This window comes from Salinibacterium sp. NK8237 (genome assembly GCF_015864955.1).
GTDB lineage: Bacteria > Actinomycetota > Actinomycetes > Actinomycetales > Microbacteriaceae > Rhodoglobus.
Window position 1 is genome coordinate 394,016 of sequence record NZ_JADYWE010000001.1, and the last position, 12,564, is coordinate 406,579.

General features: G+C 59.0%; 11 protein-coding genes. 5 read left to right on the forward strand and 6 right to left on the reverse strand.

Annotated elements, in window-relative coordinates:
* Positions 1-40: 40 nt before the first annotated feature.
* Positions 41-496 carry a DUF3093 domain-containing protein gene (locus I6E56_RS01965; RefSeq protein ID WP_197135659.1) on the forward strand — a complete coding sequence of 152 codons (456 nt, stop codon included), beginning with the start codon at positions 41-43 and terminating at the stop codon, positions 494-496.
* Here the strand turns inward: I6E56_RS01965 and I6E56_RS01970 are convergent.
* Positions 471-764, reverse strand: a complete 294-nt coding sequence (locus I6E56_RS01970) for a DUF4193 domain-containing protein (RefSeq protein ID WP_100389298.1) — start codon at positions 762-764, stop codon at positions 471-473. The genes I6E56_RS01965 and I6E56_RS01970 overlap by 26 nt on opposite strands.
* A 199-nt stretch (positions 765-963) precedes the next feature.
* Between I6E56_RS01970 and sepH the strand changes: the two genes are divergently transcribed.
* Complete coding sequence (gene sepH / locus I6E56_RS01975; RefSeq protein ID WP_197135661.1) at positions 964-1,974, forward strand: septation protein SepH; 1,011 nt, start codon at positions 964-966, stop codon at positions 1,972-1,974.
* On the opposite strand, the gene I6E56_RS01980 is transcribed toward sepH, so the two are convergent.
* Positions 1,971-3,110 carry an alkaline phosphatase family protein gene (locus I6E56_RS01980; RefSeq protein WP_197135662.1) on the reverse strand — a complete coding sequence of 380 codons (1,140 nt, stop codon included), beginning with the start codon at positions 3,108-3,110 and terminating at the stop codon, positions 1,971-1,973. The two genes, sepH and I6E56_RS01980, sit on opposite strands and share 4 nt — an antisense overlap.
* Positions 3,111-3,122: 12 nt before the next feature.
* Here I6E56_RS01980 and I6E56_RS01985 point away from each other — a divergent pair, with 12 nt between their 5' ends.
* Positions 3,123-5,582 (forward strand): DNA topoisomerase (ATP-hydrolyzing) subunit A, encoded by a 2,460-nt coding sequence (locus tag I6E56_RS01985; RefSeq protein WP_197135664.1) that lies wholly within the window; start codon positions 3,123-3,125, stop codon positions 5,580-5,582.
* A gap of 139 nt (positions 5,583-5,721) precedes the next feature.
* Here the strand turns inward: I6E56_RS01985 and I6E56_RS01990 are convergent, their stop codons facing one another.
* Positions 5,722-7,800, reverse strand: coding sequence for a type IIA DNA topoisomerase subunit B (locus I6E56_RS01990; protein WP_197135666.1), 2,079 nt, complete (start codon positions 7,798-7,800; stop codon positions 5,722-5,724).
* 215 nt (positions 7,801-8,015) lie between these two features.
* On the opposite strand from I6E56_RS01990, the gene I6E56_RS01995 reads away from it, so the two are divergent.
* Together I6E56_RS01995 and I6E56_RS02000 are read left to right on the forward strand one after the other, a co-directional pair.
* The gene (locus I6E56_RS01995) at positions 8,016-8,234 is read left to right on the forward strand and encodes a hypothetical protein (RefSeq protein ID WP_197105747.1); all 219 of its coding nucleotides are present in this window, start codon (positions 8,016-8,018) and stop codon (positions 8,232-8,234) included.
* A 73-nt stretch (positions 8,235-8,307) separates the two neighbouring features.
* Positions 8,308-9,309: a sugar-transfer associated ATP-grasp domain-containing protein gene (locus I6E56_RS02000; protein WP_197135668.1), complete on the forward strand. Its 1,002-nt coding sequence runs from the start codon at positions 8,308-8,310 to the stop codon at positions 9,307-9,309.
* A 56-nt stretch (positions 9,310-9,365) separates the two neighbouring features.
* On the opposite strand, the gene I6E56_RS02005 is transcribed toward I6E56_RS02000, so the two are convergent.
* From I6E56_RS02005 to I6E56_RS02015, 3 genes are all read right to left on the reverse strand, one after another.
* The gene (locus I6E56_RS02005; RefSeq protein ID WP_197135669.1) at positions 9,366-10,064 is read right to left on the reverse strand and encodes a coenzyme F420-0:L-glutamate ligase; all 699 of its coding nucleotides are present in this window, start codon (positions 10,062-10,064) and stop codon (positions 9,366-9,368) included.
* Between the two features lie 7 nt (positions 10,065-10,071).
* Positions 10,072-11,412 carry an RNA polymerase sigma factor gene (locus tag I6E56_RS02010; protein ID WP_197135670.1) on the reverse strand — a complete coding sequence of 447 codons (1,341 nt, stop codon included), beginning with the start codon at positions 11,410-11,412 and terminating at the stop codon, positions 10,072-10,074.
* A gap of 212 nt (positions 11,413-11,624) precedes the next feature.
* A complete protein-coding gene (locus I6E56_RS02015) occupies positions 11,625-12,560 on the reverse strand; it encodes a proteasome assembly chaperone family protein (protein ID WP_197135671.1) in 936 nt (311 codons plus the stop codon).
* Between the last annotated feature and the right edge of the window lie 4 nt (positions 12,561-12,564).

Below are 12,564 nucleotides of genomic sequence, written 5' to 3' on the forward strand. Positions count from 1 at the left end.
GCCCGAAACGCCCGACGCAAAATCAGTGTGTAATGGATGAGTGACTTACTACCGTGAACGCTTGTGGCCCACAGCGTGGCTTTACATCAGCACCGCACTCATCATTCCGGCGAGCATTTTGGTGTTCCTGCCGATCAATATTTTTGTGGGATACATCACCGCAGCAGTGCTCTATATCGGGATCGTGCTGTTCCTGCTGTGGTCTGCACCGACGATCTCGGTAGACGACAAAGAACTTCGTGCAGGAAGCGCTCGACTGCCGATCGCCATTATCGGCGAAGTGACGAGCTACAACGGGGATGAAGCGACTCTCGAACGCGGGCAGCGACTGGATGCGCGTGCCTGGCTGATGATCCGAGGATGGGTCTCGCCAGTTGTCAAACTTGAGGTACTCGATGAGAGCGACCCGACACCGTATTGGTTGTTGTCGAGTCGCACTCCCGAATTGCTTGCTGGAGCGATCGCGCAGTCTAGGCTGCGCACTCCAGGCAAATAGCGCCCAGCTTGGTTGTGTGGTCCACCTGCGAGCGGTGCTTCACGAGGAAGCAGCTCACGCAAGTGAATTCGTCCGCCTGAGGAGGCAGAACGACCACATCGAGGTCCAGGTCAGAAAGGTCTGCGCCGGCGAGCTCAAAGTTCGCCGGGTTGTCTGAATCGTCGACGTCAACCGAGCCCGACATTTTGTCAGGAACACGCTCTTTAAGAGCCTCGATCGACTCAGAGTCGTCGTCGGTCTTACGAGGTGCGTCGTAGTCGGTGGCCATGCCCATCCACTTCTGTTTTACGTTGAATCACCGGAATCGGCGGGCACAGTCTCCATGAAAGCGAAGCGAATTGCAAACCGCCGATTCTGCATCACTGTGCAGCGCCTGTGATAACTGTTCACTGAGGCGTGTTATTCCCAAGAAAACCACCCAATGCGTGCGACCCTAAAGGGAATCGTCAGGGCTGGAGAAGTTCACTATGGAAGACCTTCGGGTAATCGAAGTACAAGACGGTGCGCTGATCGTGTCGAGCACCGATGGAACACGTTTCCGTCTCGCCGTTGACAACGTTTTGCAATCCCGTCTGCGACAGAGTCGCGCCCAAACCGGCAGCGGCCCCAAGCTTGCTCCGCGAGAGATTCAGGCACATATCCGGGCTGGAATGTCAGCTCAGGATGTTGCAAGTCTCACGGGCGCTGACATCGACTACATCGAGCGATTCGAAGGGCCGGTCGTCGCCGAACGCGAGTTTGTTGTGAAGTCTGCGCTCAGCGTCCCGGTGCATGTCGCTGGCGAAACCGACTCGCTGACGTCGTCACGCACGTTCGGATCAGCCATTCGCGAACGCCTTGTTGACCTCAATGCGGCCGACGAACGCTGGGCTAGCTGGAAAGATCCTGAGAATGGTTGGATCGTCAAGCTTTCATTTAGCTCTAACAGCATCGATCACGACGCGCGTTGGAAATACGACCCTAAGCGTCAATCGCTTGCGCCCCTCAACAACGAGGCGAAGACCCTCTCCCAGCAGGGCGAATCCACCGGTGCTCTTATTCCTCGACTTCGAGCGGTGTCGCCAGCAGAAGGGGCTCAGGATGCGGCGCGCTTCGACAGCGGCGCGTTCGACGTAGACGAACTCCATGACGAGCCTTCTCCGATCACGCCAGCTGAGCTTCCCGTGATGCGCGACCGCAGCGCCGATGTCGGCGTCGGCAACCAGACCGCCGATTTGCTCGATGCACTGCGCCGTCGCCGCGGCGAACGTGAACCAGCGAATTTCACGGCAGCCGAAGAAGAATCCGGGTCCACGAGTGATCCTGAGCCCTCAATGCGCTTGCTCAATCCTCCCGCTGCGGAACAGCGCCGCGACGCGCCGGCACCGCCACAAACGACCGCGCCGCAGCCGACTGCAAAGTCACGTCGGCGTCGCGTCGCTATGCCGAGCTGGGACGACATCGTTTTCGGCACGAAGCCCGACGAAGACCCCGCCTAGCGAGCGAAAGCACCAAACTTCAATAACGGAACGCGAAGCTCCTCGTCGGACCACGATCCGTGTTGTCCGACCATCTTCCTGCCAGAGTTATTGCTAACACGGGAGTCGTAATAAGCGACGCCTTTACGTGCGGCAACGACAATGTCGCCAATGCGCGCAGCCACCTCAGGGGCAACCTCTCCGAACCAACCAGCGGCAATAGCGTCCTCTCGACTCGTGACCCACGCACGCTGCCCCTCCGCGTGTTGCCAACGATCGAGCACAGCTGCCCGCTCTGTGAGGGTGAGTGCTGACGAAAGATGAAGCTGGAGGCAGCGCGGCTCTCCCGCGATATGCGCGATTCCCTCAAGCAGCTCTGGCGCGGTGTCGAAAAGGATGTGCGACTCGTGGGGGACGTCGATCATGCCGTGATCGGCAGTGACCAAAAGTCCCTGATCGGCGGCAAGATCCCTCACTGCGCTGGCGAGCGCAGAGTCGAGAGACTCGAGCGCGTGCGTCCACTGCGTCGATTGCCAACCATTGGCATGCCCCGCCATGTCAAGCTCTGGAGCATAGACGTAGGTTAGCGACGGTTCCGTGCTCGAATGACCGACCGCCACGGCTACACGAAGCCGCTCCGCAAGCGAGCCCGCAGCGACGTATCGGGCGCCGCGCAACACCGCCTGAGTGAAACCGGAGTCGCGATAGCGGGCTGCACCTACGGCCACCGCAGTGAAACCGCGTTCGGTAGCGCGTTCGAAGATCGTTGGAACCCGCTGCCAGGTCAACGGATCTATACGAGAATCCCATCCGGATAGCTGATTGAGAACGCGATCATTGAGCGGATCGAGAACGCTGTAGCCCACCAGCCCGTGCTGCCCTGCTCGTGCGCCCGTCGTCAGGCTCGCGATGGCAACTGCCGTCGTAGTGGGAAAACCCGACTGAATAATGGAGTTCTTGGAGAAGGCTCCGGCCAAAGTTCTGGCATGCCCCAATCGCGCCTTAAGGTTGTGGGCCCCGAGTCCGTCAACGAGCAAAACGATGGCGTGACGAACGGGAGGCAAGCTCAGTCGATTCTCCTCGCCCGCAATTGCCTGAAAGGAACTTGACAACACATCGGTTAGGTTCGCTGAGTCTGGGTTGAGCGCCGGTAACATTAGGGCAATCCTATGGCTACTCCCACTAAACCCACCCCAGACTCCCCTGCCGGCGAACGCATTGAAGACATCGATGTCACGACCGAGATGCAGGGCTCATTTTTGGAGTACGCGTACTCCGTCATCTATTCGCGCGCACTCCCCGATGCCCGCGACGGCCTAAAACCCGTTCAACGTCGCATTCTTTACCAGATGAGCGAAATGGGACTGCGGCCCGAAAAGGGTCACGTCAAGTCTTCGCGCGTGGTCGGCGACGTTATGGGAAAGCTTCACCCCCACGGTGATGCCTCCATTTACGACGCCATGGTGCGCCTGACTCAGAGTTTCATCCTGCGGGTGCCGCTCATCGACGGCCACGGCAACTTTGGTTCGCTGGATGACGGCCCGGCAGCACCGCGATACACCGAAGCGCGCCTGCAGGCGTCCGCGATCGCGATGACGGACGATCTCGATGAAGACGTTGTCGACTTCGTGCCGAACTACGACAATTCCACAACCCAGCCCGAGGTCCTTCCTGCGGCCTTCCCGAATCTTTTGGTGAATGGCGCGAGCGGTATCGCTGTCGGCATGGCCACCAACATGGCTCCGCACAACCTCGTCGAGGTCGTGGGGGCAGCGCGGCACCTGCTGGCTCACCCCGACGCAACGCTCGAAGAACTCATGCAGTTCGTGCCCGGCCCCGACCTCCCCACCGGCGGCAGAATCATCGGCCTCAGCGGCGTGAAAGACGCCTACGCTAATGGCCGTGGTGCCTTCAAGACCCGCGCCACTGTGGCGGTGGAGTCGATCACGGCCCGCAAGATGGGTCTCGTGGTCACCGAGTTGCCATACTTGGTCGGCCCCGAACGCGTTATTGAGAAAATCAAAGACGGCGTCAACAACAAGAAGATCGTTGGCATCTCTGACGTTACTGACCTCACCGACCGAAATCACGGGCTGCGTCTCGTTATCGGCATCAAAACCGGCTTCAGCCCGGATGCTGTGCTCGAGCAGCTTTACCGTTTGACTCCGCTCGAAGATAACTTCAGCATTAACGCCGTGACGCTCGTCGACGGTCGCCCTCAGACCCTCGGCCTGAAGGCGCTCCTAGAGGTCTTCTTGAAGCACCGTTTGCAGGTCGTCACGCGTCGCAGCAAGTTCCGTCTTGCTCGTCACCTCGAACGCCTGCACTTGGTTGAAGGCTTGCTCATTGCAATCGTTGACATCGACGAAGTCATACAGGTCATTCGCCAGAGTGACGACAGCGATCAGGCTCGCACGCGCCTGCGCGAAGTCTTTGATCTGAGCGAATTGCAAGCCGAGTACATTCTCGAGCTGCGCCTGCGCCGCCTCACCAAATTCAGCCGCATTGAGCTGGAAGCCGAGGCAGAGAAGCTTCGGGCCGAGATCGCTCGACTTCAGGCCTTGCTCGCCGATGACACTCTCATCCGAGCACTCGTCGGAAACGAACTCGACGCCGTGGCGGAGAAATTTGGAACCCCGCGACGCACGCTGCTGACAGAAGCTCCTGCCTCCATCGCCACAACATCACGTGCAGCTGCGCGCAAGAACCAGCCTGTGCTTGAGATCGCCGACGAGCCGTGCCTGGTGCTGCTCTCGACAACGGGACGAATCATTCGCGTCGGAATCAGCGAGGGCGACACCGTTTTGGCCGGGTCGCGTCGATCGAAGCACGACGCTATCCGTTCGCGCGTGACAACGACAAGCCGCACTGAGATCGGTGCGATCACCAACCGCGGCCGACTCATCCGCTTTACTGCAATAGACCTGCCCAACGTGCCGACGAGTTCTGTTCAGCTCGGTGCCGGCGCCAAGATTAGCGAGTACTTAACACTCGACAAGAAAGAGCGTGTGTTGGCGATTGTGTCGCTTGAGAGTGACCAGCCCATTGCTCTCGCTACCCGCCAAGGAACCGTCAAACGCGTCACACCGGGCGTCTGGCCGTCAAAACCGGACTTCGAGATTATCTCACTCAAGCCGGGAGACGAACTCGTGGGTGCGGCTCACAGCGCCGACGACGCAGAACTAACGTTTGTCACCTCCGACACCCAGCTGCTGCACTTTGCGGCCTCAGCTGTGCGCCCACAGGGGCTCAGCGCGGGCGGCATGGCTGGTGTGCGGGTCAACGCTGGTGCCGAAGTGATCTTCTTCGACGCACTGGATGCGGACTCTGAAAACGTCGCTGTCACGATCTCGGGCTCGAGCGTCACCATCCCGGGCACAGATCCTGGTCGGGTGAAGCTCAGCGAGTTTTCTCAGTTCCCGGCCAAGGGTCGCGGCACAGGTGGAGTTCGCGCCCATTCGCTGCTCAAGGGCGAAGACGTACTCACTCTCGCCTGGGTTGGCGCTGTGCCAGCAACGGCCGTCGGACTGGATGGTGCCGTGCGCCAACTCCCGACCGAACGCACCAAGCGAGACGGCTCGGGTATACCGCTCGACAGCGTCATCGGATCCATCGGCACTACGCCGTAGGATCGCGGCTCTTAGCGGCACCGAACACAGCCGCACAGCCGAGAGGGCTGCCACCCGATTGATTCAGATGGCAGCCCTCACGCTGCTTCATCCGTCCTCGGCGCCTCGGCGTCGACGACGCCCCGCATCCGCTTGGCCGCTAAATGTCGATGCGGTCGCGGTCGAGACCCTGACCCTGAATGATGAACTCCTTGCGCGGCGCAACCTCGTTGCCCATCAGCAGTTCGAACACTGTTCCGGCGCTTTCGGCATCCGAAATATTCACGCGGCGGAGTACACGGTTGTTGCGATCCATTGTGGTGGTTGCCAATTGGTCAGCGTCCATCTCTCCGAGGCCCTTGTAGCGCTGGATCGGATCTTGATAGCGCTTGCCCGACTTCTTGAGCCCGGCAAGCACGCCGTTGAGTTCCTTTTCGGAATAGGTGTAAATAGTCTCGTTGGGCTTCGAGCCAGGGTTCATGACGACGACCCGATGCAACGGTGGCACTGCGGCATATACACGGCCGTCACGAATCATGTCAGGCATGTACCGGAAGAAGAGCGTGAGCAGCAACGTGCGGATATGGGCACCGTCGACGTCAGCATCAGCCATGATGATGACCTTGCCGTACCGTGCTGTCGACAAATCGAAACTACGCCCTGAACCGGCGCCGATGACTTGGATGATCGACGCGCACTCCGCATTTGACAGCATGTCGCTGATGGATGCCTTCTGAACGTTGAGGATCTTGCCTCGAATCGGCAAAAGAGCTTGGTACTCGCTATCGCGGCCGAGCTTTGCCGTACCGAGAGCCGAGTCTCCCTCGACGATGAACAATTCGCTGTTCGCCACGTCGTTGGAGCGGCAATCGACCAGCTTCGCGGGAAGGCTCGAACTTTCGAGTGCGTTCTTGCGACGCTGCGTTTCCTTGTGAGCACGGGCAGAAATCCGCGACTTCATTTCGGCGACGACCTTGTCGAGCACGAGCGCCGCTTGCGACTTGTCATCGCGTTTGGTTGACGTGAAGCGCTCCGAGAGCGCGGTCGCTACGACCTTGGCCACAATCGCACGCACCGCTGGCGTCCCCAAGATCTCCTTGGTCTGACCCTCGAATTGAGGCTCCGGAACGCGAACGGTCAGCACAACCGTGAGGCCCGCAAGCACATCGTCCTTGTCCAGCTTGTCGTTACCCAGCTTCAGTCGGCGCGAGTTCTTCTCTGTCTCAGCGCGCAGGAACTTGAGCAGGCTTTGTTCGAACCCTGCGAGGTGCGTTCCGCCCTTGGGCGTGGCAATAATGTTGACGAAGCTTTTGACCACGGTGTCGTAGCCGGTGCCCCAACGCAGTGCAACATCCACGACACAGTCGCGGGAAACCTCGGTGGAAACCATGTGGCCGTTGTCTTGCAGTACCGGAACGCTCTCAGTGAATCCGCCGGATCCGGTGAGGCGCCAAATGTCGGTGATGGGCGGATCGACGGCCAGGTGCTCGACGAACTCAGAGATACCACCCTCAAAGGCGAACGATTCGTGGCGCGGCTCATCGCCACGCTCGTCCGTCACGTTCAGCGTGAGGTTGGGCACCAAGAACGCGGTCTGACGCAGACGGTCAATAAGCCCGTCGGATTGAAAACTCGCACCCTTGGTGAAGATTTGGCGGTCAGCCCAATACCGAACACGTGTACCGGTGCGCTCCTTGGGCACCTTGCCGATTACGCGCAGTTCACTGCCCGACACGTACGGGCTGAAGGGAGCATCCGGAGTCGGCTCCCCCTTATCGGCGAAAGTTCCTGGCTCGCCGCGATGAAAGGACATCGCGTATGTTTTGCCGTTGCGGTCAACCTCGACGTCGAGACGCTCCGAGAGCGCGTTTACAACTGAAGCTCCTACGCCGTGGAGTCCACCCGACGCGGCATAGGATCCCGAGCCAAACTTTCCACCCGCGTGTAGCTTGGTGAACACCACTTCGACTCCGGTGAGACCCGTCTTGGGCTCGACATCGACGGGGATGCCACGGGCCTTGTCGCGAACCTCGACGCTCTCGTCGGCGTGCAGGATGACACTGATCTCCGAACCGTGCCCGTCAAGCGCCTCATCAACCGAGTTGTCGATGATCTCCCACAGGCAATGCATGAGCCCGCGAGAGTCGGTAGAACCGATGTACATACCCGGACGTTTACGAACGGCTTCAAGCCCTTCGAGTACGGACAGGTGACGGGCTGAGTAGTCAGAGCTCGCCATAGTGATCTCCTAGGGTTTGACGACGGAAGGCCATCTTCTAGAGTACGTTCTCCGCCTGACATTGCTGCTCACCGACACCCGCAGCCCCGCGTACACCGCCAGCAGTCAACCGCGCTACGCGCTGAGCGAAATGCCCGCAATGTAGGAAGAATCTTCAGGCACCCATGCTTGTATAGGCGTACGGAATAACAACCGCAAGCAAGAAGGAGTAGGCCATGTCAAACATTGCAACCGAAGACACCCCAGTCGATGAGATGGACTACACCCTCACGGCGGCTGACCGCTGTGACAGTTGTGGCGCGCAGGCATACATTCGCGCGACCCTCGCCAGTGGCGATCTTCTCTTTTGCGCCCACCACGGCGCCAAATTCAAAGACAAGCTGTTCCCGACAGCGATCAAGTGGCACGACGAGTCCAGCCGTCTGAATGCATAACGTAGCGTTGAGCATCATCGGATAGTTTGCTCGCCGCCGACACGTGTGTCGGTATGACCTTCGTAGGAGAACTGTGAAGCGCATCCGGCACTACGTGTCGCGACTTATCTCGCTCGACGTATCAAACATGCTCGCCGTCGCGCGAGCAATCAGTAAACGCAGTGGTACGCCCGTGATTGCGATCCTGCTCGACATGGTGTGGTGTTCCCTTGTCTACCAAGCGGGCTATCTCGACTATGAAGAGTTCGAGTTCAACGTTCTCAGTCGTGCTGAACGCCGCACATGGATTACGAGCGGCAACGCCAATTCCATCGTTGTGAAGTACAACCAGCGCGAGTACCGCGAACGTTTCTACGATAAACCGACGTTCAACACCACTTTCGACAAATGGCTCGGTCGAGCTTGGCTCGACTTGAGAATCGCTTCCGAAGCCGACTTCGTCGAGTTCGTCGCGCACCATGACCCCATCATGGTGAAGGTTGTCGACAGTATGAGCGGCGCCGGCATCGAAAAGCACGACGGCGACGATCTCGCTGACGCGCATGCCCTGTACCGAGAGCTCATGGACAAGCGCCAGTTCCTGGTCGAAGCGTTTCTCAAGCAGCACCCCGGGATGTCTGCACTCTGCCCCACCAGCGTGAACTCGTTGCGGATGATCACCTTTTTCGATGGCACCGACGTGCACGTGATGGAAGCCGTGCTGCGAATGGGCAATGGCGCCGACGTTGACAACTATGGTCGTGGTGGAATGTACACCGTGCTCGACGAAAAGACCGGAATTGCGAACTACGGCGCCTTCGACAAATACGCCAACACTTTCACGGTGCACCCACAGACCGGCACTCCGATCGTCGGGTTTCAGGTTCCGCTATACGACGAGGCGCTTGCCATGCTCGACACGGTCAGCCGCATCATCCCAGAAATCCCCTATGTCGGATGGGACGTCGCGATTACGCCAAACGGGCCGGCGATCATCGAGGGCAACTACAACACGGGCGTCTTTCAGATGAAGCCAAGCCTCACTGGAATCAAGACAGGCCTGTTGCCCAAGTTCCGCGAAGTCATCGACTTCTAGGGCACTAATCCCCCGGCCAGCTCACCTTGCGGTGGCTGGCTGGTGCCGAAGCGTTGCTAAGCCCGACGGATGACGCCAAGCGGTGTACTTTGGTGATCTTGCCCCAGAGGGTTGTCTTTCAATACTTTCAGCGCGAGCTCGCTGGTGGCCTTGTTTGACGTCGACCCCAGAATGTTGCCGCCGAAGTCGTTAATGTCGACAACGAGAACCTCAATGTCGTGGCCGAGTGCGGTCTTGATATCCTGAGCCACGCCGTCTGGACGGGCCGGGCCGAGCACGACGTGCGAGTTATACGGCGGAATCGTGTTCTTCGTCGGACCATCGATCGCACGAGCCTTGGGCCCGGCAATGCGATAGAAGTCGCCACGGCGCCCCACAAGCTTCGTCACCGCTGCGACAGCAGCAGCGAACAGGATGCGCGGCGTACCGCACTCCCGCAACGCCATCTCCATCGTTTCGGGCATGCCCAAACCGATGCCGTGCGACGTCTTCGTGACGTACTTCGAAAGGAACGTGGCAAGCTTGCGCGGCTCCACCTCAGAGATCGGGTATGCCCGCCCCTGAGTGATTCCTACAATCTTTTCGGTCACAAAGAGAAGATCGCCATCCTGCACGACATCCGCTGCGTACTCCGACACGACCTGAACGATGTCGTCTTCACGAACCACCAACCGAGTCTTGATGGGAAGCCGTTCATAGACGGCTCCATCAACCTCGACGGTGAGACTCTTTCCCGTGTTCGCTTCAGCACCCATTGTTGGCCTATTCGAGGTAGTCGCGTAGTGACTGCGAGCGTGACGGGTGGCGCAATTTAGCCATCGTCTTGGACTCGATCTGACGGATGCGTTCGCGAGTTACCCCGAACGTGTCACCGATCTGGTCGAGAGTTTTCGGCATTCCGTCACCGAGACCGAAGCGCATGCGGATAACTCCGGCTTCGCGCTCCGAGAGGGAATCGAGGAGGCTCTCAAGCTGCTTCTGCAGCATCGTGAAGCCCACAGCATCCGCTGGTACTACTGCTTCAGTGTCTTCGATGAGGTCACCGAATTCGCTGTCACCATCTTCACCAAGCGGCGTGTGAAGCGAAATGGGTTCGCGGCCATACTTCTGAACTTCGACGACCTTTTCAGGCGTCATGTCGAGTTCGCGTGACAGCTCTTCAGGAGTAGGTTCGCGACCGAGGTCCTGAAGCATCTGGCGCTGAACACGAGCGAGCTTGTTAATGACCTCGACCATGTGCACAGGGATACGAATCGTGCGAGCCTGGTCGGCCATTGCGCGGGTGATAGCCTGACGGATCCACCACGTTGCGTAGGTAGAGAACTTGAAGCCCTTGGTGTAGTCGAATTTCTCGACTGCACGGATCAGGCCCAGGTTGCCCTCTTGAATGAGGTCGAGAAATTGCATGCCGCGACCGGTGTAACGCTTTGCAAGCGATACAACAAGGCGGAGGTTAGCGCCGAGCAAGTGGCTCTTGGCGCGCTGACCGTCTTTTGCTACCCACTGGAGCTCGCGACCGAGGGTCGAACGCACTTCGCCGGGGGCCATCTGGGAGAGCTTGTCTTCAGCAAACAGACCGGCTTCGATACGCATGGCGAGCTCAACTTCTTGAGCAGCGTTGAGCAGCGCGACCTTACCGATTTGCTTCAGGTAGTCCTTGACCGGGTCAGCCGTAGCGCCCGTGATGGCCGCTGAGTAGACAGGAACTTCGTCTTCATCGTCGACGAGCGAGAGCACGAGCGCGCCTGTAGGCAATGCTTCGTCTTTGCTCGTTGACTTTTCTTCCTGCTCGTCTTCGGCTTTCGACTCTTCGCCGTCTGCTTCAACAATCTCGGCGGCTGCTGCCGCAGCCGCCTTCTTGGTCCTAGTCGCTGGCTTTTTTGCGGCCGGCTTCTTGGCAGCCGACGCAGCGGCAGTCGACTTCGTCGTCGTAGCCTTCTTAGCCGTTGCCTTGGTAGTTGTGCTCGCGGCGCCTTCAGCGTCGGTCGCTACTTCTTCGACTGCAGCGGCAGCTTTACTGCTCGTGCCAGCCTTGGCAGCTGCTTTAGCAGGAGCCTTCTTTGCTGCGGGTGCGGACTCTGCAGCCTTCGTTCGGGTCGCCATCTGAACACCTTTCTGAGGTTTTCGGGCAGTACTAAGACCCATGTCAAGTCTCTGTCTGTCTCACCGCATGGCAAAACAGATCTAGAAACAAGACCGGGTCTTACTCCTATTATGCCACGCTTTTCTCATGCTTCGCACCATGAGGGCGAACGCGCATCGTCAGCGCGGTAAGCCGCACTTCGGGACGCGAGGCTTCCACACAACCGCGGTTACTACAAAGGAAGATCAGACGTGCCGTCGGCGTCGCCAGCTCTCTTGATAGCGAGGAACTTCTGCAACTCCGCGGCAATTTCGTCTGCCGAGGGCAATTCGCCGGCTTCGTCGGTCAACGGCGACCGCATGGGGTTTTCCTCCATGTAGTTGTCGTGACGCTCTTCCAGCGTTCCTACGAGGCGAGCTAGTTCTTGATTGCTCTCAACTTGCCCATCGATCTTCGCCACGAATTCCCGACCTTCTTCGCGAAGACGGTCAGTGGGGAAGATAAGCCCGGTTGCGGCGCTCACACTCTCGAGTGCGGTGACAGCAGCAGTAGGCCATTCGGTATCAGCGAGGTAATGCGGAATCAGGAGGACGAAACCCGCAACAGGATGCTCGAGCTCCTGCAAACGGTACTCGATCACGTGCATTGCGTTGGCAGGCACCTGGGTGTGTGGCTTCCAGACGGAGAGCGAGTCGATGAGTTCCGATCGATTTCCGCTCACGGTCACTCCGATGCTGCGAGTGTGCGGCACCGGCATCGGGATGGAGCTGAGCCACGTTGTCGACTTGACCTCGAGCTTCGAGATGAGCCTCAAGACTGCCGCCGAGAAGCGTTCCCATTGGAAATCAGGTTCGTACCCCGTGAGAAGCAAGAAAGGTTGCCCCAACTCGTCTTTGGCCAGATAGAGCGCAAGCTTTGCGGGTCGGTAGTCGCTCAAGTGATCCTGATCGAAATAGATCATAGGACGACGTGCTCGGTAATCCAGAAGAGCGTCATTGTCGAAGGATGCGACGACGGTGCGCTCAAGAGTATCGAGGAGGTATTGGCTTACTTGACTGACGGCACCACCAGCATCCGCAAATCCCGTGAGTCCCGCTACAAGAGGGAGACCGCGCGGTACCCCAGCAACATCGGTGGCGATGTCATATAAACCGGCTGGATCTCGCATGCCC

Excerpts from the sequence above, each read along its gene's own strand:
- I6E56_RS02005 (WP_197135669.1), bottom strand. The coding sequence starts at position 10,064 with ATGGGTGCTGAAGCGAACACGGGAAAGAGTCTCACCGTCGAGGTTGAT.
- I6E56_RS01970 (WP_100389298.1), bottom strand. The coding sequence starts at position 764 with ATGGCCACCGACTACGACGCACCTCGTAAGACCGACGACGACTCTGAG.
- I6E56_RS02010 (WP_197135670.1), bottom strand. The coding sequence starts at position 11,412 with ATGGCGACCCGAACGAAGGCTGCAGAGTCCGCACCCGCAGCAAAGAAG.
- I6E56_RS02015 (WP_197135671.1), bottom strand. The coding sequence starts at position 12,560 with ATGCGAGATCCAGCCGGTTTATATGACATCGCCACCGATGTTGCTGGG.
- sepH (WP_197135661.1), top strand. The coding sequence starts at position 964 with ATGGAAGACCTTCGGGTAATCGAAGTACAAGACGGTGCGCTGATCGTG.
- I6E56_RS01995 (WP_197105747.1), top strand. The coding sequence starts at position 8,016 with ATGTCAAACATTGCAACCGAAGACACCCCAGTCGATGAGATGGACTAC.
- I6E56_RS01980 (WP_197135662.1), bottom strand. The coding sequence starts at position 3,110 with ATGTTACCGGCGCTCAACCCAGACTCAGCGAACCTAACCGATGTGTTG.
- I6E56_RS01990 (WP_197135666.1), bottom strand. The coding sequence starts at position 7,800 with ATGGCGAGCTCTGACTACTCAGCCCGTCACCTGTCCGTACTCGAAGGG.
- I6E56_RS01985 (WP_197135664.1), top strand. The coding sequence starts at position 3,123 with ATGGCTACTCCCACTAAACCCACCCCAGACTCCCCTGCCGGCGAACGC.